The sequence below is a fragment of the Namhaeicola litoreus genome, assembly GCF_042679565.1.
GTDB lineage: Bacteria > Bacteroidota > Bacteroidia > Flavobacteriales > Flavobacteriaceae > Namhaeicola > Namhaeicola litoreus.
The window spans coordinates 386,062-411,062 of sequence record NZ_JBHTMY010000001.1 but is presented as its reverse complement, the minus strand read 5'-3'; the positions used below and the strand labels follow the sequence as shown (position 1 = coordinate 411,062).

The window sequence follows — 25,001 nt, the reverse complement described above, 5'->3', positions numbered from 1 at the left end:
AATATTTATATTTGTCTACATAGTAAAAACTAACATAACTAGGCAATTTTAAGCCAGATGACTCAAATTAATAACAAATTTGCATAGAATTATAGAGAGCTCACCTCAATCGAGGTGAGCTTTACTTTTACATATTTTAAGAAAAACGATATGAAAAAAAATTACCTAACTCCCCCTAATTTTAAGAAAAAAAGTATTTCAAATTGGGGTATATGGTTGATAGCCTTGCTGTTTTCAGCCTTTTCATTTGCGCAGCAAACAGCAACTATAGTTACAACCTCAAATGATTCCAATTGGACCGCAACCTTTGTGAATATTGGAGGGCAATCACTTCAATGGCAAGCAGTTGGTGTAGGAATAGCTACACAATCAGGAACAGGGGATACAACTTTTTTTGATTTTAGTTCCAATTCAGGAAATGATCCAATAACTATAACAGTTACAAGTCAACTTAATTTTACCTACACTACAAATGTTCTTGCACCAGGTAGAGATATAGTTTCAGTCGATTTCTCTGGTCTCAATAATCTCACAAACATAGAGCTGCCAAACAATTTGCTTACCTCAATTGATGTTAGTCAGAATTTGAATTTGAGAATATTAGGATTGGAGAATAATAGTTTAACTTCTATTGATTTGTCTGCTAATGTTGTTTTGGAAAACGTAGAATTACAAAACAATGACTTAACAACTATTGATGTTAGTTCGAATCCCGCATTATTATTTTTAGATTTAGATAATAATGATTTATCAGCAATAGATTTAAGTAATAATGGACTTATTGAGTATGTCGATTTGTCTTCTAATCGAATTAGTGTTATAGATGTGAGTTCAAATTCTAATTTGGAATTATTGAATTTGGACTTTAACCAGTTAACAACTGATCAAATTGGTAAAGTCTTGACAGATTTAAATTCATTTGGAACCTCCAATGGAGAATTAGGATTAAGAGGTAATCCTGGTGTGATTCCTGCAAATGCAATACCTGCCTATGATGCCCTAATTGCAAGAGGATGGATTATTCGTCCACCTGTTGTTTATGATTTTGGTGATGCGCTAAATTATGGTACAAACTTAAACGCAGATGGTCCTAGACATATTGTGGGTGTAAGAGATATAAAATTAGGTTTAATTGTAGATAATGAAGGGGATGTAAGTCCTAATACAGAAGCAGATACAGATGATAATACGAATCTTGATGATGAAGATGGGGTTGATGTGAATAATCTGGTCGGAATAATAACATCTCTTGATGGGTTTAGTGTAGATGTTCAGTTCACTAATAATTTTAACCAAAATGCAACCATTTATGCATGGATAGATTTTGATAATAGCGGGCGGTTTGATCCAGATGAATTCACTTCTGTGTCTGCCCCTAGAGGAGGTACTAATATAGCCACTTTGACTTGGTCTAACTTGATTGCCAATGGTGTTGATATCAATGCAGGATTAACATCTGCCCGATTTAGAATTACTACGGATGTATTAACTGCAGATCAAACAGGTGGTGTGGCAACTGATGGGGAGGTAGAAGATTATGGTGGAATTCTAATAGAACTGGATACAGATGGTGATGGTATCATAGATATTGTAGATGTTGATGACGACAATGATGGTATTCTCGATACAGTTGAAGATAGTGGAATTGTTGACAGAGATACTGACGGAGATGGAACTCCTGATAGAATTGATCTTGATGCAGATGGAGATGGCTGTTTCGATGTTTTAGAAGCAGGATTTACCGATCCGGATAACGACGGTTATTTAGGAACTTCTCCTGTAGCTATTGATTCAGATGGTCAGGTAACAGGTCAAGGTGGATATACACCTCCTGTTGATTTAGATGGCAATACAATACCAGATTTTCAAGAGGCTGGAGCTCCGGCTTCCATTACGACAAACCCTGTCAACCAAAATTTTGTTTTAGGAGGCAGTGCAACATTTTCGACCGTTGCTGTCGGAGATACTTTCCAATGGGAGGTAAGCACAGATGGCGGGGCTACCTGGAATGATGTACTTTATGATGCAGACCATGTAATAACTGTAACACCTGACGGAACAGATTCAACATTAAAAACTGTTGATTTAGCAATTACTAACTTAATAGACACCGAAAGCACTAATCTTTATAGACTAAAAGTTGATTACTTATCTTTTGCTTGTGATACGACCCAGGTTTTTTCAACTGCGGCAGGATTTGTTTTAGAGATTTCGAATGTTGATATAACTGATTTAACTTGTAATGGAGATGCAAACGGTTCAATAGATATCACTGTTGTCGGAGGTGTTTTGCCTTACACATTTGCTTGGAGTAACGGAGAAACAACAGAAGATTTAATCGATTTGGTTGCTGGAACTTACACGGTTACCATCACTGATGCAAATGGAATTCAGGTAACAGGAACCTATACGATTAATCAACCTGATGCTATTGTGATTACAGGTATTATTACTAATGTAACAGCTGCCGGAGGTTCTGATGGGGTAATTGACCTAACAGTTGTCGGAGGAACTGCTCCTTATACTTATTTATGGAGTAATGGTGCAACAACCGAAGATATTTCAGGTTTGGCATCTGGAAGTTATGACGTGACGGTTACTGATGTAAATGGTTGCGTACAGACTGAGACTTTTGTAGTTACTGAGCCCGGACAATTAATTCTAACCGAAATTATTACAGATGTTAGTTGTAATGGAGATGCTAATGGTTCGATAGATATAACCGTTTCTGGAGGGATTTTACCATATACTTTCTTATGGAGTAATGGCGCAACAACCGAAGATTTGATTAATATACCGGCAGGGGCTTATTCGGTCACAGTAACTGATGCCAATGGCGTTTCTGTGGTTGGAAATTACACCGTGAGTGAGCCATCAGCAATTGTTGTAACTGCAAATATTACTGATGAATCTGCAGCAGGAGCAAGTGATGGCTCAATTGATATTTCGGTTTCAGGCGGAATCGCACCTTACTCCTATTTATGGAGTAATGGAGAAGTTACCCAAGATATTTCAGGATTAGTTAAAGGTACTTACGCCGTTCTTGTTACTGATGCAAATAATTGCAGTCAAACCATTTCATATACTGTTGATGGTCCGGGTGTATTGTCATTGACAGGTGTTGCGACTGGTGTTACTTGTAATGGTGACGCAGATGGAACCATAAATATTTCTGTGAATGGAGGGACAAGACCCTATACATTTGTTTGGAGTAATGGAGCAACCTCAGAAGATCTTGACGGCTTGTCAGCTGGAGATTATACTGTTACGGCAACAGATGCAAATGGGGAAACTATTTCGGGTACTTATACCGTAATTAATCCTAATCCGTTGGTTATTGCTGCTGTTGTTACAGATGTTTCTGCTGATGGAAGATCGGATGGTAGAATTGATTTAACTGTTACTGGTGGAGTCGCACCATATAGCTACATATGGAATACAGGTGCTACAACGGAAGATTTGTTACAATTACCTCGGGGAAATTATGAGGTCACTGTGACAGATTTCAATGGTTGTACACAAATAGCAAACTTTACGGTTGGCGGACCATCTACGCTAACTCTTTCGGGAGTTGCAAGTGGTGTTAATTGTAATGGTGATGCAAATGGAACAATTGATATTACTGTTGGAGGAGGAGTACTACCTTATACTTATGTATGGAGTAACGGAGCAACATCCGAAGATCTTTCAGGATTATCCCCTGGAGACTATACAGTTACTGCAGCTGATGCGAACGGAGCAACGATTTCAGGAACTTTTACTATCAACAATCCTGAGATAATAAATAGTTCAGCAATCATTACAAATGTATCTTCAGCCGGTGCTTCAGATGGTAAAATTGATTTGATCGTAAGCGGAGGAACTTCACCTTATTCTTACTCATGGAGTAATGGAGCTACAAGTCAAAATATATCTAATTTAACGGCAGGAACCTACCAAGTTACAATAACTGACGCGAATGGTTGTTCACTAACTGAGAGCTATACAATTGGAGAGGCTAGTTTATTGGTTGTTAAAACACAAACAGGTGGTCCAAGTTCAGTTAGTAGAACAGGAGAAGTTTTAGATTACACTATAACTTTAGAAAATTCTGGCACACTAAATATTACTAATGTTGATGTGGTTGATACTTTACCCGATGGTACAATAGGTAACTTAGTTGGACCAACAGGAGATAATGGCGTTCAAGGAGTAATTGAACCAGGAGAAACTTGGACGTATACAATTAGTTATACAACAAAAGATGGAGACTTTGCAGACATCAATAGAACTCAACTAGTTAATACCGTCACTGTAAACGTTTCTGAAATATTAGGACCAATAGTTGATACTGCTGTTACGCCAATCTTATTTTCAGATTTTGATGGCGATGGTGTTCCGGATGCTATAGATGTTGATGATGACAACGATGGAATCTTGGATTCTGTAGAAGAAGATGGTGTTGCCGACAGAGACACAGATAATGACGGAAATCCAGACCGAATTGATCTTAATGCAGACGGTGATGGTTGTTTTGACGTACGAGAAGCTGGTTTTGAAGATCAAGATGGTGATGGATATCTAGGTTTATCGCCAGTTACTGTAGATGCAACAGGAAGAGTAACAAGTGCTCCAGGTTATACGACACCGAATGATTTAAATAACAATGGTGTATTTGATTTCCAAGAAGCCGGTCAGGAAGCGGTCATTACTACTAATCCGGTAGATCAGGATTTTGAATTAAATGGTTCTGCCAATTTCACATCATCTGCAAATGCAGAAAGCTTTCAATGGCAGGTTAGTACAGATGGTGTAAACTGGACTAATCTTTCAGATAATACAAACTATAGTGGAACGCAATCTCCTTCCTTAGTAATAACTGGGATGAGTGTTGATTTTTACTATAATGAATATCGCGTCATGGTCATGAACGATTCTTTCGCTTGTGATAATGGATCTGCCTCAGAAGTTGCCGGATTTAATGAGTTACCAGATTCAGATAATGATGGTGTACTTGATATAATTGATGAGGATGATGACAATGATGGAATTACAGACCTTGTTGAAGGTGGTGATGTAAAAGACACAGATGGAGATGGCGTTCCTGATAGATTAGATTTAGATTCTGATGGAGATCTTTGTCTTGATGTAACTGAAGCCGGATTCACGGACGGTGATGGTGATGGTAGATTGGGAACTTCGCCAGTAACGGTAGATAGCGCAGGTTTAGTAACAAGTGGATCAGATGGATATACAACACCTAATGATTTAAATAATAATGGAGTTTTCGACTTCCAAGAGTTGGGCTCACCATCATCGATAGCTAATCAACCCGAAGATGTTGAAGTTGCTCTTGGTTCACAAGCTGTTTTCGAGATTTCTGCAAATGCTAGTTTCTATCAATGGCAGATTAGTACAGACAAAGGTATGACCTGGACGGACTTGATAAACGATGAGGTATACTCTGGCGTTAATACAGATAGACTAATAATTAGTCAAGCTATTGGTAGATATGAAGGTTACTTGTACAGAGTAGTGCTTACTTCACCTGATTATGCTTGTGATCCTAATATTGAGTTAATATCAAACATTGCCGAGTTAATGTTCAATACGGTGATTATTCCAAATGGATTCTCTCCTAATGGGGATGGTACAAATGATGTTTTCAATATTCCGGGCTTGGCACAATCTCCGAACTTTAAAATGGAAATCTTTGATCGTTGGGGGAACAGTGTTTACAAATATGCGAATAATGGAAGTGGAAGCCCTAATTGGTGGAATGGAGAATCAACTGGAAATATGACGCTTAATAAAGGCGAAAGAGTACCAGCAGGAACCTATTTCTATTTAATAGATTATAACGATGGACAAAAATCCCCATCAAAAGGCTGGGTATATGTAAATTATTAAAATATTGTTTAGGGAAGCCCTTTGGCTTCCCTACATTAAATCAAACCAAATTAAAATCAATTCATTAGACATAAATATTAGTTTATTTTTTAAGCTTTTAATAAACTAATCGACCATAAACGATTATCAAATGAAAAAAATTACTCTATTTTTTGTACTAGGTTTACTACTCTGTTATACTGATGTATTCGCTCAGCAAGATCCGCACTATACACAATATATGTATAATATGAACGTTCTAAACCCAGCGTATGCTGGTTCAAGAGGTACGCTAAGTTTAGGTGCTCTAGCTAGAACACAATGGACAGATGTCGAAGGAGCACCAAGAACATTAACATTTGACGTTCATGCACCGATTGGAGAGAGATTAGGAGCAGGTTTTTCTGTAATTGCTGATGAAATAGGTCCGGTTAAAGAGCAAAATATCTATGCCGACCTTTCATATACAATCAGAACATCTGAAGTTGGTAGATTGGCATTTGGTTTAAAGGGTGGAGTTACTCTTCAGCAAATAGACCTTTTATCAGTGATACTACCGCAAGACCCAAACGATCCAATTTTTGAGGATAATGTAAATGAAACTTATCCCAATTTTGGTGCAGGTATTTTTTATTACACTGATAAGTTTTACGTAAGTTTCTCAGTGCCTAACATCTTGAAGTCGAAGCATTTTGAAAGATCTGATGGAATTATCACAAAAGCTTCTGAAGAAATGCACGGTTTTTTGACAACAGGATATGTGTTCGATCTATCGAATACAGTTAAGTTCAAACCGTCCGTAATGGTTAAAGGAGTATTTGGTGCTCCTGTTTCCATAGATGCGAACGCTAACTTTTTGTTTTATGACCGCCTAGAGTTAGGGGCAAGTTACCGTTGGGATGATTCAATAAGTGGATTAATCAATTTTGGAGTAACCCCTAGCTTCAGAATCGGTTATGCTTACGATCATACAATTTCGAATTTTTCAGACGCAAGTCCTGGAGGTTCACACGAAGTGTTTTTATTATATGATATAGACTTCTCTAAGAAAAACTTGAAGTCGCCTAGATTCTTCTAGGTTCATGCAATCGGCTCGATAAGTTCGAGCAGAAAAATTTTAAAAAAAAGGGGGAAATGAAAAAATTATTTTTGTTCACGGCTTTTCTAGTCATTAGTATTGCTTCAGCTCAAAATCAAGGAGCCGGTAAGTATTCAATTAAAACTTTAGATGTAAATAATAAATACTCCAACTTTGGAGCGGCTTTTTATGGCGATGATCAACTGGTTTTTGCCATGCCTAAAAAGGGTATCACCTTGGTTAATGATGTTTGGCAACAAAATGGTCAAAGATTTTTAGAACTATATAGCGGTATTATTACAGAGGATCAAGAGCTCATTGATGTAAAAGCGTTAAAAGGTGAGGTGAATACTCGTTTTCATGAAGCTGATGTCATCTTTACCAAAGATAAAAAAACAGTTTATTTTACAAGAAATAATTACTACAACAAGAAATTAGCACAGGATGAAAAGAACATGACAAATCTTGCCATGTTCAAAGCTACTGTAAATGACAGAGGCGAATGGGTAAATGTTATTCCTATGCCGTTTAACAGTGTTAATTATTCAGTCGGACATCCTGCTTTGAGTTCAGATGAAAAAACACTTTATTTTGTTTCTGATATGCCTGGATCACTTGGTCAGACTGATATTTTTAAAGTGGAAATTAATGACAGCGGCTTCGGAAATCCAGAAAATATTGGACCTCAGTTTAATTCTTCTTCAAAAGAATTTTCTCCATTTATAGATAATGATGTACTTTATTTTTCATCAGATAGAGCAGGTGGCTTTGGAAAATTGGATGTATATGCGGCAAAAATTGAAGGTTTTACTTCCTCACCCCAATTGTTAAATGAGCCAATTAATTCTTCTGCGGATGATTTTGCCTATATCATCAATTCTGAAACTAGAAAAGGTTACTTTTCCTCTAACAGAGGTGGTGGTCAAGGAGATGATGATATTTATGCCTTCATTGAGGAAGAACCAATCTCTTTTAAATGTAGACAATTAATATCTGGTGAAGTTAGAGATAAAAATACAACAGAGATTATCCAAGGTGCAAATATCTCATTGCGTGATACGCTCAATAATAAGACTCAAACCATAACTGTTGATGTAGACGGTACATTTACTATTCCCGTAGAATGTGAAACGACTTATGCATTAGAAGGAAGTAAACCTGGTTATACTTCGCAGTCAAAATTATTTACAACTTCGAATGAGTCTGATAAGAATACGAAACTTTTAATTTTACTCGGCACGGGTGATATTTTATTGGCGGATGATATAAGGCCTGAAGGTATGCCTGAAGTGCTTCCGGAAGAAATTGTTAAAGTGAGGCCAAGTACTTATGTCGTAAATATAGATCCTATCTATTTTGAATTGAATTCTTCTTACCTAACAAAAGAAGCAAAAACGGAATTAGACAAGGTGGTTGACTTAATGAATAGGTACCCAGATATGGTGATAGAATCAGGTTCACATACAGACTCACGAGGTATTGAAGGTTACAACATTTGGTTATCGGATAGAAGAGCGAAATCTACCGTGAGTTATATCATAAGTAATGGTATAGATCCAACAAGAATTACCGGAAAAGGTTATGGCGAAACACAGCTAATTAATGAATGTTCAGACGGTGTTAGTTGTAGCGATGCAGAACATGCCATGAACAGAAGAACAGAGTTCGTAATTATTAAGATGTAAAATACTAAAAAGCCAACTTTAACGTTGGCTTTTTTAAACTTATTAAATTCTATAAATTGCAGTATTCTGGTCTTGATAATTTTGTTCAAATGAAAAAAATATTCATTGTTTTATTTTTAATTCACTTTCTACCTATTCATGCTCAATTAACAGCACCCAGTTATTCTGTTAAAAATTTAAAAGCAAATTCAAAGTACAGTGATTTCGGTACCGCTTTTTTTGGAAAGAATAAAATTGTTTTTTCATCATCAAGAAATGACGGTATATCAAATAGAAAATGGGAAGGTAATGATCAACCTTTCTTAAATCTTTATATCGGTGATGTAACACCTGATGGTGAAATAGAAAAAGTAAGTAATTTTTCACAAGCCGTGAATTCTAAATACCATGATGCTTTTGTGGCATTTACGCCTAATTTAGATGAAGTTTATTTTACCTCAAACAACTATTTGCACGGAGAATTAAAATCTGAACACTTAAAAATATTTAAGGCTGAAATAGATAAATCTGGGAATTGGACAAATTTTAAAAGCCTTCCATTTAACAGTGATTCTTATGATACCGGGCAACCCATGTTATCGGCTGATGGTAAAAAGTTATTCTTTGTTTCAAATATGCCCGGAGGGATTGGAGATACCGATATTTACGAAGTAGAAATTAATGATGGTCATTACGGAAAACCCAGGAATTTAGGGCCAACTGTTAATACCAAATACAAGGAATTTACTCCATTTGTTGATGGGAGTGTACTTTATTTTTCATCAAATAAACCTGGAGGTGAGGGAGGCTTTGATATTTACATGACTAAATTGGATGGCTCTATTACTGATCCAATTCACCTCGGTACTCCGATGAATAGCAAGGCAGATGATATTTCATTCATGATTAATGGAGAAACGCAGAAAGGCTATTTTTCGTCTAATCGTAGCAAGGGTAAAGGAGATGACGATATTTATTTCTTCAAGCAGGAAACGGTAAATCCAATTTGTGATCAAATAATAACAGGAACAATTGTTGATAATATCACGAAGTTGCCATTGCAAAATGCCTTCGCTACTTTATATGATGACAAAGGGAATAAAATTAGAAGAATTGAAACTTTGACCGATGGTAAATTTAAATTCCCGGTTTCATGCGGCACAAACTATAAATTAGGAGGTTCTAAATTTGGTTATTTCGATTTTGAAAAAAGTCTTGAAACAAGCGAAATAAATGCTTTCGATAATGAAGTGGTTTTAGAATTGGAAGAAAAAGATATTATTATCGTTAGAAACAAAGAACTATTGAACATAGAATCTATCAATTTTGAATTAAATAGTGCAGAAATAAGAGAAGAATCTAAAGATGAATTGGCAAAAGTTGTTAGGCTTCTTGAAAAATATCCAAAAATGGTAGTAGAGTTTGGGGCCCATACGGATGCTCGAGGAGGAGATACTTATAACTTGAGATTAACGCAGAGAAGAGCCGTAGAAACCGTAAACTATCTTATTTCATTGGGCGCAGATCCAAAGCGTGTAACGGGTAAAGGTTACGGAGAAACAGAATTGATTAATGAATGTAAGAACAATGTGAACTGTTCCGAAATTCAACATCAAGAAAATAGAAGAACAGAATTTTTGATTATCGTGAAATAAAATTAAACTGCTAATAGTAAAGAGAATGGCACCTTTTTTAAGGTGCTTTTTTTTGTTTAGCCCTTAAATAAATAGATAAAATATGTACTTTTGCGGTTCAATTTACAGGAGGTAAAATAATGGGTAAAATATTTCGAGAATACAAAGCATTTGATCTTGATACAGTTTCAAAAGAAACACTAAAATACTGGGAAGAAAAGAAGGTTTTCGAAAAAAGTATTACTTCAAGAGAGGGTAAAACACCTTTCATTTTCTTTGAAGGCCCGCCATCTGCCAATGGTTTACCCGGTATTCACCATGTGATGGCCAGAACAATTAAGGATTTATTCTGCCGTTATAAAACCTTGCAAGGTTTCAAGGTTGAAAGAAAGGCCGGATGGGATACACATGGTTTACCCATTGAATTAGGTGTGGAAAAGGAATTGGGAATTACCAAAGAAGATATAGGAAAAAAAATCTCTGTAAGCGAATACAATGAAGCCTGTAAAAAAGCCGTCATGCGGTATAGTGATATTTGGGAAGATTTGACCAAAAAGATGGGTTATTGGGTAGATATGAATGATCCATACGTAACCTACCAGCCTAAATACATGGAATCTTTATGGTGGTTACTTAAAGAAATGTATAAAAAGGGTCTTCTATATAAAGGTTATACGATTCAGCCTTATTCTCCTAAAGCTGGTACAGGGTTGAGCTCGCATGAACTAAACCAACCAGGAACTTATCAAGATATAACTGATACTACTGTTGTTGCCCAGTTTAAAGCAAAACAAGAATCGTTACCGCAATTCCTAAAAGATTTAGAAGAGGATATCTATCTTTTGGCTTGGACAACAACACCCTGGACTTTACCTTCAAATACGGCTTTAACGGTTGGCAAAAAGATAGAATATTCAGTTGTAAAAACATTTAACCAGTATACATTTGAACCTATAACTGTTATTTTGGCTAAGAGTTTAGTGAATAATCAGTTTGATAAAAAATATAAAAAGGTCGACTCTGTTGAGGGAATAGAGGCATACAAGCCAGAGGATAAGAAAATACCATATGTTGTTCTTGCTACTTGTGTTGGAAATGATTTGTTAGATATAAAATATGAACAATTATTGCCTTATGCTTTGCCTTATCAAAATCCAGAAAATGCGTTTAGGGTTATTTCTGGCGATTTTGTTACTACCGAAGATGGAACAGGGATAGTTCATACGGCTCCTACTTTTGGTGCAGATGATGCACTTGTAGCAAAACAGGCTAAACCTGAAGTGCCGCCAATGTTGGTTTTAGATGAGAATGACCAACCGGTACCGTTGGTAGATCTACAAGGAAGATTTACCAAACATGTGCAAGAGCATGCGGGCAAATACGTAAAGAATGAATATTATGAAGAAGGGGAAGCTCCTGAAAAATCTGTAGATGTTGAGATCGCCATTCGATTAAAAGAAGAAAACAAGGCTTTTAAAGTAGAAAAGTACAAACACAGTTATCCAAATTGCTGGAGAACAGATAAGCCAATTTTATATTACCCTTTAAATTCATGGTTTGTAAAAATCACAGATGTTCGTGAAAGAATGTTTGAATTAAATGGTGAGATTAATTGGAAACCAGCATCAACTGGAGAGGGAAGATTTGGTAATTGGTTAAAAAATGCCAATGATTGGAATCTTTCTCGTTCTCGCTTTTGGGGAACACCATTACCAATCTGGAGAACAGAAGATGGATTAGAGGAAACACTAATTGGTTCTGTCGAAGAGCTGAAAGCCGAAATGAAAAAATCCGTTTCTGCCGGATTCATGGATGCGGATGTGTTTGAAGATTTCATTATTGGGGATATGTCTGATGAGAACTATGCCAAAATCGACCTACACAAGAATATAGTCGATCAAATTATTTTAGTTTCTCCCTCGGGTAAGCCAATGTCGCGTGAATCTGATTTAATTGATGTTTGGTTTGATTCCGGCGCCATGCCTTATGCACAATGGCATTATCCATTTGAGCATAAAGAAAAGATTGACGAAGGTTCCTTTTTCCCGGCAGATTTTATAGCAGAAGGTGTAGATCAAACCAGAGGTTGGTTTTATACCTTACACGCCATCGGCACTGCGGTTTTTGATTCAATTGCCTACAAAAATGTAGTATCAAATGGATTGGTTTTAGACAAAAATGGGAAAAAAATGTCGAAAAGATTGGGAAATGCAGTTGATCCTTTTGAAACCATGACAAATTATGGGGCTGATGCGACGCGTTGGTATCTCATTTCGAATGCCAATCCATGGGATAATCTTAAATTTGATATTGAAGGCGTAGATGAGGTGAGAAGAAAATTCTTCGGAACTCTTTATAATACTTACTCTTTCTTTTCTCTTTATGCCAATATAGATGGATTTACCTATTCAGAAAATGATATTCCTCAAGGGGATCGTCCCGAAATCGACCGGTGGATTTTATCTGAATTAAATACGCTGATCAAACGGGTAGAAAAATTCTATGATGATTACGAACCTACCAAAGCAGCGCGTGAAATACAAGATTTTGTAACAGAAAATTTGAGCAACTGGTATGTGCGTTTATGCAGGAGAAGATTCTGGAAAGGAGAATACCACCAAGACAAGATTTCTGCATATCAAACTTTGTTTACTTGTTTAGAGCAAATTTCAATTTTGGCGGCTCCAATTGCTCCATTTTATATGGATCAATTGTACAGGGATCTTACTTCTAACACAAAGAAATCTAATTTTGAATCAGTGCATTTAGCCGATTTTCCAAAAGTTAACGAATCTTTGATTGATAATGATTTGGAGAGAAAAATGCAAAAAGCTCAAAAAATATCTTCTTTGGTTTTATCATTGAGAAAAAAGGAAATGATAAAAGTAAGACAACCTCTTCAGAGAATAATGATTCCGATTTTAGATGATATCGACAGAAATGATATATTTGCCGTACGCGACCTAATTATGTCTGAAGTAAATGTAAAAGAGATAGATCTGTTAGATGATGCCTCAGAAATTATTGTCAAAAACATCAAACCAAATTTCAAGGTTTTAGGACCTAAATTTGGCAAAGACATGAAGTTGGTAGCAAGAGAGTTACAACAATTAAATGGCGATGCGATTAAATTGTTTGAGCAAAACGGAAAGGTAACTATTCACATCAATGGAAAGGAAGAAGAAGTTCTGTTAGAGGAGGTTGAAATTTCTACCCAGGATATTGCAGGTTGGTTGGTAGCTAACCAAGGCAATTTAACGGTAGCCCTTGACGTTAATATATCAGAATCTTTAAAGAATGAGGGAATAGCCAGAGAATTGGTCAATAGAATTCAGAATCTTAGAAAAGAAAGTGGACTTGAAGTTACTGATAAAATTAGGTTATTGATTAAAAAGGATGAGATTTTAGAAAAGGCGGTTGAAAGTAATAAAGATTATATCAAAAGTGAAACTTTAACCCATGAACTAATTTTTCAAGACAATCTTGAAAACGGAAATTATATAGAATTTGACGGCATAAAAACAATGCTACTAATAGATAAAATGCAGTAAAATGAATGAGCAAGCAGTTAGATACTCTGATGCGGATTTAGCCGAATTCAAAGTTATCATTTTAGAGAAAATCAAAAAAGCTGAAGAGGAGTTGGAATCATTTAGAACTTCATATAAGAATGATTCAAATAATGGAACCGACGATACTTCTCCAACTTTTAAGGCTTTTGAGGAAGGTTCAGAAACAATGTCCAAAGAGGCGAATGTACAATTAGCGATTCGTCAGGAAAAATTTATTCGGGATCTTAAAAATGCTTTATTGAGAATTGAGAATAAAACCTACGGTATTTGCAGAGAAACAGGAAAACTAATTCAAAAAGAAAGATTGAAATTGGTTCCTCATGCCACCTTAAGTATTGAAGCAAAAAGAAAACAAAATTAGATTTATCTTCCACATTCTTGTTTGGCTATTTATCACTAGTTTTTACGGTCAACAAAAAAATATAGTGATAAAATCTTATTCCACCCAAGCAGAAAGAGTCATGTTGCGTTTTGATCTTATAGATCGAGTTGAAGTAAGAAGTTATGACGGAGATTTAATAAAAATTAATGCATTTGATGACTTTGGTGGATATTTAAATTTCTATGTGGAAGAAAGAGGGAATTTTTTCATCATTTCGCAGCAAAATAGCAATTTTATTGAGGAAGGAGATATTTCAAAAATATGTGCGGTACAGCCTGTTTATGCGGCTTATATTATAGATATGCCAAGAAATAAACGGGTTGATTTGGTTATCGAGGAGGGAATATGTGATGTGAATCACTTTGATGGTAAGCTTAGGATCGAATTACAAAAAGGAGAAATTCACCTTGAACCATTTAAGGGTGAAGTGGATATGTTTTTAAATGTTGGGAATGTTCATTGCACGATTAATGATACTGAAGTTAACATTGTAACCAATTTAGGTGTGATGGAAACAGATCTGACCTTTGTAAATGAAGTAAAAGCATCAAATAGTTTGTCTGGTTTTTATCAATCTCAAAAAAATCAATTAATAGTAAAATCCATTAACGGAAATATTTATTTAAAGTAGATTGAATTCTCGAATTATGTCTTTAAAAAAATCACTGATTATTGTATTCGCTGTTTTGTTAATTGATCAAATCAGTAAAATTTACATCAAGACCCATTTTGTTCTGAGCGAAGAAATCAAGGTCTTTGGCTGGGATTGGTTTAGAATTCATTTTTTAGAGAACAACGGAATGGCCTGGGGTAAAGAGTTTGGAGGAGAATCTGGAAAATTATTTCTCACTTTGTTTCGCTTGGTTGCAATCACAGGAATTGGCTATTGGTTGTATGAATCGATCAAAAATAAAGGTAATAAATTATTAATTGTTGCCATCTCTTTAATATTTGCTGGTGCTTTAGGTAACATTATTGATTCTGTTTTTTATGGAGTTATTTTTGACGATAGTTATCAAAAACTAGCGACATTTTTTCCGCCAGATGGAGGTTATAGTAGTTTATTTCATGGAAAAGTGGTGGACATGCTTTATTTTCCTATTGTTGATGCTAACCTACCCGAATGGTTAAAACCGATCAATTTTACAACACCAGAATGGCTGCCTTTTTTTGGTAATAAATATTATTCTTTTTTCGAAAACAGACGTTTTACTTTTTTTGATCCGGTTTTTAACATTGCTGATTCATCCATCAGCATAGGCGTTGCGATTCTCCTACTTTTCAATAAAAAAGTCTTTCCCCATAAAAAGCATTAAACAGGCAAATTCATATCTTTTTTAAGCGCATTTATAAAAACGATGAGATCATCAACTTCTACGTGATCCATTAAAACAATCTTGTACCATCTATTTTCATTATTGTGTTTCTGGGGTACCAGATCAAATAAATCAGCAGTTTCTTTTTTAATATACTCAGATCGAACTGTAACAATATTCATTTTTTCTTCTCTGAAATACGGAATTTTTAACAGATCTAATTCATTACATAACCAATCTGTTCTCATTTGTAATAAACTAACTTTTTCGAACCAACCATAGGGGCCATACGTAAAAAGTATCATCCAAAAGGCCACTGCATTGGCGCCGGATCTACTCCCTGATAAGGTTAAATCCATGCCTTCAACATATTCAGCTTCCTTGGTCAAAACATTTTCAATTAATCCTTTTCTACATAAAAAAACACCTGTTCCATATGGAGCTTGCAACATTTTATGTCCGTCTATTGTTATAGAACTGATTTTCGGATTTGTAAAGTTGATCTCAGAATCTTTATTGCTAAAAGGATAAACAAATCCTCCATATGCACCGTCTATATGAAGCCTGTAATCCAAATTCAATTCTTCTAGAAGATCTGTATAAACATCCGGATTATCGACAGAACCAAACATGGTGGTTGCCAAATTAGCAATAACGATAAAATATTTCTTTCCTTGATTTTTAGCATTTAAAACAATCTCATTAAGTTTTACTCGGTCTATTTCGCGAGTTTCAAAATGAACAGGAATGGATAGCAAATCTACTTGCAGTAAATTGGCACCTTTTGGGATGGAATAATGCGTATCATCTGAGGCAAGGATGGCAATTTCATCGTTTTTAGCACCGTATTCTCGTTTAAATAAATTTCTAAAAATCCACATGGCTTCAATGTTGGCTTCTGTTCCGCCAGTCGCTATATATCCGTCAAATTGCTCATCTTCACACTTAAAAACATCAACCGCCAAAACTTTTAATACCATTCTTTCGATTTCTTGCGTACCTTTAAATGCTTTTTCGGAAGTACCATAAGTGTGGCAACCTATATGATTAGGATTAGCAACAAAAGTTTGCAAAGTGGGTGCATCTTTCAGAAAAGGAGCATCGCTGTAAAACACTCGGTTGTCTAATTTTGAAGCAGGGTAACCCAAAGAATTATCATTCATAAAATCGACGTTATCGGCAAGGGCTTTTTCGATTATTTCTTTGCGTTCTTGGGTAGATAGTTTTTTCCAATATTTCATCGTATGTGATGTTATTTTAAAAAATATGTAAATATAAGGTTGAAATCGGATACAAATTTACGAATTTATAATATAATCAATAACTGAATATTTTGAATCATGCATAAAACATTTCTTTATTTATTGTTGGTATTGTTGGGTATTTTAATCAGTCAGCTATGGTTTACCAAAAAAGAGAAGAGTTTTCATAAAGAAGAAACACAGGTTATTTTACACGGTATTGAAAATATGAGTAAATTAATTGTTTCAGAAGGAACTTTTAGTGAAGTGTATAATTATGAAAATGCCAAAAAGTATTTTTATGACACTTTTGAGTTTAAAAAAAGTGCCATTGTTACTGTAAATGCAAAGGTTCAGGTCTCTTTTGACCTCAATCAATTGGAAGTAGAAGTAGATTCAGTAAAAAGAAAAATTATCCTTAAAAAAATACCCCAAGAAGAGGTAAATATAATTCCTGATGTAAAATATTTCGATCTTCAGCAGAGTACATTCAATTCATTTACCAAAGAGGAGCTCAACCAAATTAACAAATCCAGTATCAGAAAAATACGAGAAACAGCAGAGGTAACTTATCTTCAATTAGATGCAAAAAAGAGATTGGTAGAAGAGCTTACCAAAATCTACGAGCTTTCGGCAATTTTGGGTTGGGAAGTTGTAGACGAAACAGAATCATCTTTTTTAGATAATTTTGTAAAGCAAAAACCAAAGTTTTGAGTGTAGAATTGAGTTTAAAATCTTTACCCGAAATGCCTGGTGTTTATCAGTTTTATGATAAAAACAGGAAGATGCTATACGTTGGTAAAGCCAAAAACCTCAAAAAAAGAGTTTCATCGTATTTTACAAAAACACATGACAATGGCAAAACAAGGGTACTTGTAAAAAAGGTAGATTTTATTGAGCACATTGTTGTAAATACTGAGGCTGATGCCCTTTTATTGGAAAATAACCTGATCAAGAAATACCAACCTCGTTATAATGTCTTATTAAAAGACGACAAATCCTATCCTTGGATCTGTATAAAGAACGAATCGTTTCCCCGGGTTTTTTTAACGAGGAATTTAATAAAAGATGGATCTGAATATTACGGACCCTATACATCGGTTAAGATTGCTCGCGCTTTACTTTCGCTTATAAAAGAATTGTATACGATTAGGACATGTAATTATAATCTCTCCCAAGAAAATATTAATGAGAATAAATTTAAAGTTTGCCTTGAATTTCACATTAAAAACTGTTTAGGGCCTTGTGAAAACCTTCAGGCGGAAGATGACTATTTGACTGAAATAAAAGAAGTTAGGAATATTATTAAAGGAAATTTTAGTTCTGCTATAAAACAATTTCAACATTTGATGCACAATTTTGCAAATAGGGCAGAGTTCGAAGAAGCTCAGAAGATCAAGGAAAAATTGGAATTATTACAAAATTACCAAGCAAAATCAACGGTTGTAAATCCATCGATTAGTAATGTAGATGTTTTTTCCATACTTAGCGATGAAGGTTTTGCTTATGTCAATTTTTTAAAAATAGTACACGGCGCCATTATCCAATCACATACCTTAGAAATAAAGAAAAAGCTAGATGAATCGGATGAAGAATTGTTGCCTCTTGCCATAGTCGAAATTAGACAGAAGTTTAATTCAATTACAAAAGAGATTTATGTGCCATTTAAGCTAGATTTAGGGGAAGATATTAAAGTAACGGTGCCAAAAACCGGAGACAAAAAGAAGATTGTTGATTTATCTTTAAGAAATGCCAAATTCTTTAGACAAGAGCAATTCAAACAAATTCAAATTGTTGATCCTGAAAGACATGCCAACAGGATCATGAAGCAAATGCAAAAAGATCTTAGATTAAAATCAGAACCCCGGCATATAGAATGTTTTGATAATAGTAATATACAAGGAACCAATCCCGTAGCAGCATGCGTTGTTTTTAAAGATGGAAAACCGAGCAAGAAAGATTATCGGCATTTTAATATCAAAACGGTTGAGGGTCCTGATGATTTCGCTTCGATGGAAGAAGTAGTCCACAGAAGATATAAAAGGTTAATTGATGAAAATGAACCCTTACCACAATTAATCGTCATAGATGGGGGTAAGGGACAACTTTCATCTGCCGTAAAGAGTTTGGAGATACTTGGATTAAAGGGTAAAGTTGCCATTTTAGGTATTGCTAAAAGACTGGAGGAGATTTATTATCCAAATGATCCTGTACCCTTATATTTAGATAAAAAATCGGAAACCCTAAAAGTTATTCAAATGCTCAGAAATGAAGCACACAGATTTGGGATAACTCATCACCGTAGTAAAAGAAATAAAGAGGCCATAAAAAATGAGTTAGATCAAATTCAGGGGATCGGTGAAAAAACACGAATTAAATTATTAAAAGAATTTAAATCCGTGAAACGAATCAAAGAACTAACTTTAGAAGATCTATCTAGCTCAATTGGAAAAGATAAGGCTTACAAAATTTATGGATATTTCCATGAATTACAATAGATTTGTATTTAGTTCTCCGTCTATGAAAAAATTACTTTTTTTAATCCTTTCTATTTCGACGATTTCTTTTTTTGGTCAAAATCTTGATCAAAAAAAAGATGTAAAAGTGGGTGTGGTCTTAAGTGGAGGCGGAGCAAAAGGTTTTGCACATGTGGGTGCACTTAAAATAATTGAAGAATCTGGCGTTCGAATAGATTATATCGCCGGAACAAGCATGGGTTCAATTATTGGAGGTTTATATGCTGCCGGATATAATGCTCGAGAGTTAGATTCGATCCTTAAGACTTATGATATGCAGGATCTTTTACAAGATAAACTGCCTAGGAGTGCTTCTAATTTCTATCAAAAGGAAAATGACGGCAAGTATTCAGTAATTTTACCCATTAAAAAAGGTAAAATTGGATTACCTTCTTCGATATCAAAAGGGCAGAGCATTTTTGATCTTTTTTCGCGACTTACAGAACACGTGCACGAAATTCAAGATTTTGAGAAATTGCCTATTCCTTTTTTTTGTATCGCGACTGATTTGGAAACGGGAGAAGAAGTTGTGCTAGATAAAGGTTTTTTGCCAGAAGCGATACGGGCTAGTGGATCTTTTCCCTCATTTTTGGCACCGGTAGTGATTGACGGACGCGTTCTAGTAGATGGAGGTTTAAGAGATAATTACCCCATAGAAAAGTTAAAGGAAAAAGGAGTAGATTACATTATTGGTGTTGATGTTCAGGGTACATTGCATAAATATGATGATTTAGGTACGGCGCCAGAAGTCCTGATGCAAATTGCAGGTTATCAAATGTATCAGGATATCGAAAAAAAAGTGGCATTAACCGATGTTTATATTAAACCTGATATCACAAACTATAATGATTTTTCCTTCGATAAAGCAATTGAGCTAGTAGGTGTGGGAGAAAAAGGTGCAATGAACCATATTGCCGGACTTGAAAATATAGCATCCCAGCAGACAGTGAAAAGACCTCATAACTCTATTCGGTCGTTCGAAATAGGGGAGACTTTTTATATCAAAGAAATTACAATTCAAGGAAACGATCACTATACTGATGAATACTGTTTAAAAAAACTGGGTATTAGGTCTGGAGAATATATTACCCATAGCGACTTTTACGATGGCATAAATGCATTAAGTGCGACTAAAAACTTTAAGAGTATTATGTATAAATTCGTTCAAGTTGATGGTGGTATAAAAGTAGAATTTAATATCAGAGAAGAAACATCATCGAGTTTTGTAAAATTAGGTCTGCACTATGACGATTTATATAAATCAGGAGTATTGTTAAATTTCACCAAGAAATATGCTTTTTTTAACAATGATTTTTTATCCGCAGATGTAGTTGTTGGCGATAATTTTAGATTCAATTTTGACTATTTTATAGACAATGGTTTTAATTGGAGCTTCGGGATTAATTCTAGGTTCAATTCTTTTGAAAAGAGCTTTTTTGTTCAAAATGCACCACCAACAAGGGAAGAGGAGTTGTTTCAGGTAAAAGTACCGGTGCAATACAATGATTTTACGACAAGGCTTTATTTTCAAACTACCTTAAAGAATAAGATGGCATTGAGGTTAGGTGTAGAGGATAAATTATTGAGAGTTTATACGAATGAATTGGTAGAAGGTGACAGTAAAAAGCTCTTTTTTGAAGACAATAATTATTTCAATCTTTTTGGCCAGCTTACATTTGATTCTTACGACGTACAATTCTTTCCTAAAACAGGATTTTTCTTTAATACCAATTACATTGTTTATTTATTGTCTACTGATAAGTACAACAATTTTGACTCGTTTTCTTTACTTTACGGACGTTTAGGATATGCCTATACTTTTATAGATAGACTAACATTACACCTCATATCTGAAGGAGGAATTACCATAGGTTCTTCCAATAATCAAATTTTCGATTATTTTCTGGGAGGAAATAATGAGAACTTTGTCAATACCTTCGTACCATTTTATGGATATGAAATAGGTGATCTATCAGGTCCTGGTTACCTAAGATCTGCTCTTACCATTAGATATGAGCTTTTCAAAAATCAGTTTGTCAGCTTTACTGGTAATTTTGCCAGGACCGACGATGATCTTTGGAACAACGGAAAAATCTTTCAAGACACTAGGTCAGGTTATGCATTTGGATATGGCATCAATACGTTTCTGGGTCCCATACAATTAAAATATGCCTGGAACCCAGATAACAAAGAGAACTTTTGGTATTTTAACTTAGGATATTGGTTCTAAACTAATTCTGAATTGACCTTTACTACATCCGAAGAAAATTTCCTTCGTAACCATCTTTTTAACCTTGAAACTAAAAAGAATAAAACAGGTACGATGATAAGAGTTAAAAAAGTAGCTACAAATAAACCGTAAATAACGGTCCATGCCAATGGACCCCAGAATACCACGTTATCCCCTCCAAAATAGATTTTAGGATCAAAATTAGTGAACAATGAGAAGAAATCAATGTTGAATCCAATGGCGAGTGGTACTAAACCAAAAATGGTTGTAATCGCTGTTAGCAAAACAGGTCTTAAACGCGCTTTTCCTGCTTTCACAATTACTTCTTTTAATTCGTCTTCTTCTAAAATTGTATTGTCTGCCAGGTCGTCATCAGCAATTTTTCGATCAATCAATAATTGGGTGTAATCCAATAAAACGACTCCATTATTCACTACAATTCCTGCGAGTGAAATAATTCCCATCATGGTCATCATAATCACAAAAGGTTTACCTGTAATCACAAGTCCGCCAAAAACGCCAATAAAACTTAAGAAAATTGCAAGCATAATGATAGCTGGTTTTGAAACCGAGTTGAATTGAAAAATTAGAATAAAGAAAATCAATGCCAATCCGGAGAAGAAAGCACCCATAAGGAAGGCCATTTGCTTATTTTGTTCCTCAATTTGGCCAGTGTAATCAATTTTAATTCCTTTCGGCATACCTTCAAAGGATTTCATTTCGTTCTGAATTTGTTTAACAGCTGCTGCCGCATCAGTATAGCCGGGTGAAAGCGCTGAATAAAGTGTAACGACTCTCTTAACATCTTTATGTTTTATAGCATTAAATCCAGAACTATTACTTTGTTTAGCTACGGCTGAAACCGGAATTTCTCTAATTTTACCAGAGGCCATATCTCTAAACGTAATTTTTTGATTGAAAATGGCGCTTGTATTGTAACGGTCATTTTCATCAAAACGAACATAAATATCATAGCTTTCACCACCTTCTTTAAATACACCAGCTTTACTTCCAAAAATTGAATTGCGAAGTTGCTGACCTACCTGACCTGCACTTACACCCAGTTCTCCGGCCTTTTCACGATCTACCAAAACCTGCATGGTCGGTTTATCTTTATTTACATCAATCTTTAATTCATCTATGGCAGAAATGTTTTTAGAGTTAATATAGTCCCTCATCTGTTCAGCAACCGTAATTAATTCTTGATAATCATTTCCTTCAATTTCAATATTGATTGGCGGTCCAACCGGTGGTCCGTTAGCATCTTTTTCTACAGAAATAAGTACACCTGGATAAATTCCAACAAGTGCTTTTTGAACTTTTTGTCTCAACAACTCACTATCTTGTCCTTTTCTGTACTTAAACTCGCGCATAGAAACAGTAACTTTACCTTTATGAGGCATTTCTGAAGTCAGGCCAGCATCTGTTTGAGGATTTCCGGAGCCTTCGCCAACTTGTGAGACAGCGCTTTCTACCATAAAATTATAGTCGCCATCTCTGTACAGGTCATCTTCTAAAACAGTATAAATTTTTTCTTCTATTTGTTTTGTAATTGCATTTGTTTTCTCAATATCTGTCCCTTCTGGATATTCGATATAAACAATAATTTGATTTGGTTTATTATCTGGGAAAAACTCAACTTTTGTTCTTTGACTTCCTAAAGAAATACCAAATGTGATAAATGAAATAATCAATAATACCAATGTGCCAATCGATAACAAATAAGGCCTCCATCCCGTGAGAGCGGTTCTCAACTGGCGCTCGTAAAAATTCTCAAACTTGGTTAAAATATGTTCCTGAAAATAATTTGCCCATTTTCTTAAAAATAACCTGTAAATCCAGAGTAAGATAGAGGTTACAATCATAATTGTACCCAAACCTCGGTAGGCACCACCAAAAACGACAATTAATAACCCAATGGCTGACATAATTGCGGTTATTCTAATGATTTTATTCTTGGGCATATCGACATCTTCTACTGTCATAAACTGAGAAACCAGGACAGAATTAAAGAAAATGGCAACAATTAAAGACGAGCCTAAAACAACGGATAAGGTAATTGGCAATAAAATCATGAATTCACCCATTACACCTGGCCACAGACCCAAGGGGATAAATGCAGCAACAGTAGTTGCGGTAGAAATAATAATGGGAAATGCGATTTCTCCAATCCCTTTTTTGGCAGCCTCAACTCTGGTCATTCCCTCTTCATCCATGAGTCGATATACGTTTTCTACAACGACAATTCCGTTATCCACCAACATACCCAATCCCATAATTAAACCGAAAAGGATCATCGTATTCAAAGTGTATCCCAGCATATTCAAAATCATAAGCGACATGAACATGGACATGGGTATTGCAAAACCAACAAAAAGAGCATTTTTAAATCCTAAGAAGAACATTAAAACAGTTACTACAAGTAATACACCAAAAATGATATTATTAACAAGGTCATCTACCTGGCCAATTGTTACAGAGGATTGGTCATTGGCAATTTGAACTTGTAAATCTTTTGGGAACTGATTTTCTTTTGCTTCATCAACAATAATTCTTATTTTATCTGAAGCCTCAACCATGTTTTTCCCCGCTCGTTTTTTTACATCGAGCATTACAACGGGATCTCCAAATTCTCGTGCATAGGTTGTTCGGTCTTTGTCCTTAAAGGTTACTACTGCAACATCTCTTAGGTACACCGGATTGTTATTCTCAGATTTGATTACAAAATTGTCTAGTGCAGAAGGGTTTTCTATTTCGCCTTCAATTCTAATAGTCCTTCTTTGTCCGCTGGCGATAATATTTCCGGCAGACATGGTAACATTTCCATTATTAATAGCACCAATGATATCGTCAAAACTAACCGTAGCTGCCATCATTTTATAAATATCTACAGCTACTTCAACTTCTTTTTCTTGAGCGCCTCGAATATCAACTTGCTTAATCTCATTTAGATTTTCGATTTCATCTTGCAAGTATTCTCCGAATAATTTTAGCTTATCAATGGGATAATCTCCAGAGATGTTGATATTCATGATAGGCATTTCTTCTGATAAACTCAAATTAAAGACAGATGGTTCAACTTTTGCTCCATTAAAAGTGGGCCAATCTTCATTTGCTGTTTCAGAATCAATTTCGTCTTTTACTTTTTGTAATGCCTGGTCTACAGTAATATTCTCATCAAATTCTACAACTATCATAGAAACATCTTCTTGAGAAGTCGAGGTAATTTCTACCACATTACTCACTGTCTTGAGTTGTTCTTCAAGAGGATCTGTAATAAGTTTTTCTATGTCTTCAGCTGTATTTCCAGGATAGATAGAACTCACATAAATTTTCGTTTCTTTAATTTCGGGAAAACTTTCTCGTGGCATGCTGTAATATGCTGATATGCCCATCATTAGAATAACAAAAATGACCACGTATATGGTTGTTTTGTTGTGAATTGCCCATGATGACAGGCCAAATTCTTTGTCTATAATTTTCTTCTGATCTGCCATGGT

13 protein-coding genes are annotated in these 25,001 nt (G+C 35.2%); 11 read left to right on the top strand and 2 right to left on the bottom strand.

The annotated features are described in order from the left end of the window. Positions 1-150 precede the first annotated feature (150 nt). The 8 genes from ACFQ39_RS01860 to ACFQ39_RS01825 all read left to right on the top strand — a co-directional run bounded on the left by ACFQ39_RS01860 (position 151) and on the right by ACFQ39_RS01825 (position 15,514). Complete coding sequence (locus ACFQ39_RS01860) at positions 151-5,889, top strand: T9SS type B sorting domain-containing protein (RefSeq protein WP_377175854.1); 5,739 nt, start codon at positions 151-153, stop codon at positions 5,887-5,889. A 130-nt stretch (positions 5,890-6,019) separates the two neighbouring features. After that, positions 6,020-6,946: a PorP/SprF family type IX secretion system membrane protein gene (locus tag ACFQ39_RS01855; protein ID WP_377175852.1), complete on the top strand. Its 927-nt coding sequence runs from the start codon at positions 6,020-6,022 to the stop codon at positions 6,944-6,946. Between the two features lie 56 nt (positions 6,947-7,002). Beyond that, a complete protein-coding gene (locus ACFQ39_RS01850; RefSeq protein ID WP_377175850.1) occupies positions 7,003-8,631 on the top strand; it encodes an OmpA family protein in 1,629 nt (542 codons plus the stop codon). Between the two features lie 89 nt (positions 8,632-8,720). Beyond that, positions 8,721-10,265, top strand: coding sequence for an OmpA family protein (locus tag ACFQ39_RS01845; protein WP_377175848.1), 1,545 nt, complete (start codon positions 8,721-8,723; stop codon positions 10,263-10,265). 119 nt (positions 10,266-10,384) lie between these two features. Further along, the gene (gene ileS, locus ACFQ39_RS01840; RefSeq protein WP_377175846.1) at positions 10,385-13,795 is read left to right on the top strand and encodes an isoleucine--tRNA ligase; all 3,411 of its coding nucleotides are present in this window, start codon (positions 10,385-10,387) and stop codon (positions 13,793-13,795) included. Position 13,796: 1 nt separating this feature from the next. Beyond that, a complete protein-coding gene (locus ACFQ39_RS01835) occupies positions 13,797-14,177 on the top strand; it encodes a TraR/DksA family transcriptional regulator (RefSeq protein WP_377175844.1) in 381 nt (126 codons plus the stop codon). Positions 14,178-14,241: 64 nt separating this feature from the next. Then, positions 14,242-14,829, top strand: a complete 588-nt coding sequence (locus ACFQ39_RS01830; protein ID WP_377175843.1) for a hypothetical protein — start codon at positions 14,242-14,244, stop codon at positions 14,827-14,829. A 16-nt stretch (positions 14,830-14,845) separates the two neighbouring features. Further along, positions 14,846-15,514, top strand: coding sequence for a lipoprotein signal peptidase (locus tag ACFQ39_RS01825; RefSeq protein WP_377175841.1), 669 nt, complete (start codon positions 14,846-14,848; stop codon positions 15,512-15,514). On the opposite strand, the gene ACFQ39_RS01820 is transcribed toward ACFQ39_RS01825, so the two are convergent. Continuing rightward, positions 15,511-16,755, bottom strand: coding sequence for an aminotransferase class I/II-fold pyridoxal phosphate-dependent enzyme (locus tag ACFQ39_RS01820; protein ID WP_377175839.1), 1,245 nt, complete (start codon positions 16,753-16,755; stop codon positions 15,511-15,513). The two genes, ACFQ39_RS01825 and ACFQ39_RS01820, sit on opposite strands and share 4 nt — an antisense overlap. 99 nt (positions 16,756-16,854) lie before the next feature. Here ACFQ39_RS01820 and ACFQ39_RS01815 point away from each other — a divergent pair, with 99 nt between their 5' ends. The 3 genes from ACFQ39_RS01815 to ACFQ39_RS01805 are packed head-to-tail and all read left to right on the top strand — an operon-like array spanning position 16,855 to position 21,501. Then, positions 16,855-17,469 carry a DUF4230 domain-containing protein gene (locus tag ACFQ39_RS01815; protein WP_377175837.1) on the top strand — a complete coding sequence of 205 codons (615 nt, stop codon included), beginning with the start codon at positions 16,855-16,857 and terminating at the stop codon, positions 17,467-17,469. Continuing rightward, the gene (gene uvrC, locus ACFQ39_RS01810) at positions 17,466-19,253 is read left to right on the top strand and encodes an excinuclease ABC subunit UvrC (RefSeq protein ID WP_377175835.1); all 1,788 of its coding nucleotides are present in this window, start codon (positions 17,466-17,468) and stop codon (positions 19,251-19,253) included. The genes ACFQ39_RS01815 and uvrC overlap by 4 nt, the downstream gene beginning before the upstream one ends. Before the next feature lie 22 nt (positions 19,254-19,275). Beyond that, on the top strand, positions 19,276-21,501 hold the full coding sequence (locus ACFQ39_RS01805) for a patatin-like phospholipase family protein (protein ID WP_377175833.1): 2,226 nt from the start codon (positions 19,276-19,278) through the stop codon (positions 21,499-21,501). Here ACFQ39_RS01805 and ACFQ39_RS01800 read toward each other — a convergent pair. Beyond that, positions 21,498-24,998 carry an efflux RND transporter permease subunit gene (locus ACFQ39_RS01800; protein ID WP_377175831.1) on the bottom strand — a complete coding sequence of 1,167 codons (3,501 nt, stop codon included), beginning with the start codon at positions 24,996-24,998 and terminating at the stop codon, positions 21,498-21,500. The two genes, ACFQ39_RS01805 and ACFQ39_RS01800, sit on opposite strands and share 4 nt — an antisense overlap. Between the last annotated feature and the right edge of the window lie 3 nt (positions 24,999-25,001).

What these genes read in the sequence shown, in the direction of transcription:
- ileS (WP_377175846.1), top strand. Translation starts at nt 10,385, where the DNA reads ATGGGTAAAATATTTCGAGAATACAAAGCATTTGATCTTGATACAGTT.
- ACFQ39_RS01835 (WP_377175844.1), top strand. Translation starts at nt 13,797, where the DNA reads ATGAATGAGCAAGCAGTTAGATACTCTGATGCGGATTTAGCCGAATTC.
- ACFQ39_RS01845 (WP_377175848.1), top strand. Translation starts at nt 8,721, where the DNA reads ATGAAAAAAATATTCATTGTTTTATTTTTAATTCACTTTCTACCTATT.
- ACFQ39_RS01800 (WP_377175831.1), bottom strand. Translation starts at nt 24,998, where the DNA reads ATGGCAGATCAGAAGAAAATTATAGACAAAGAATTTGGCCTGTCATCA.
- ACFQ39_RS01860 (WP_377175854.1), top strand. Translation starts at nt 151, where the DNA reads ATGAAAAAAAATTACCTAACTCCCCCTAATTTTAAGAAAAAAAGTATT.
- ACFQ39_RS01805 (WP_377175833.1), top strand. Translation starts at nt 19,276, where the DNA reads ATGAAAAAATTACTTTTTTTAATCCTTTCTATTTCGACGATTTCTTTT.
- ACFQ39_RS01855 (WP_377175852.1), top strand. Translation starts at nt 6,020, where the DNA reads ATGAAAAAAATTACTCTATTTTTTGTACTAGGTTTACTACTCTGTTAT.
- ACFQ39_RS01825 (WP_377175841.1), top strand. Translation starts at nt 14,846, where the DNA reads ATGTCTTTAAAAAAATCACTGATTATTGTATTCGCTGTTTTGTTAATT.
- ACFQ39_RS01820 (WP_377175839.1), bottom strand. Translation starts at nt 16,755, where the DNA reads ATGAAATATTGGAAAAAACTATCTACCCAAGAACGCAAAGAAATAATC.
- ACFQ39_RS01815 (WP_377175837.1), top strand. Translation starts at nt 16,855, where the DNA reads ATGCATAAAACATTTCTTTATTTATTGTTGGTATTGTTGGGTATTTTA.
- ACFQ39_RS01850 (WP_377175850.1), top strand. Translation starts at nt 7,003, where the DNA reads ATGAAAAAATTATTTTTGTTCACGGCTTTTCTAGTCATTAGTATTGCT.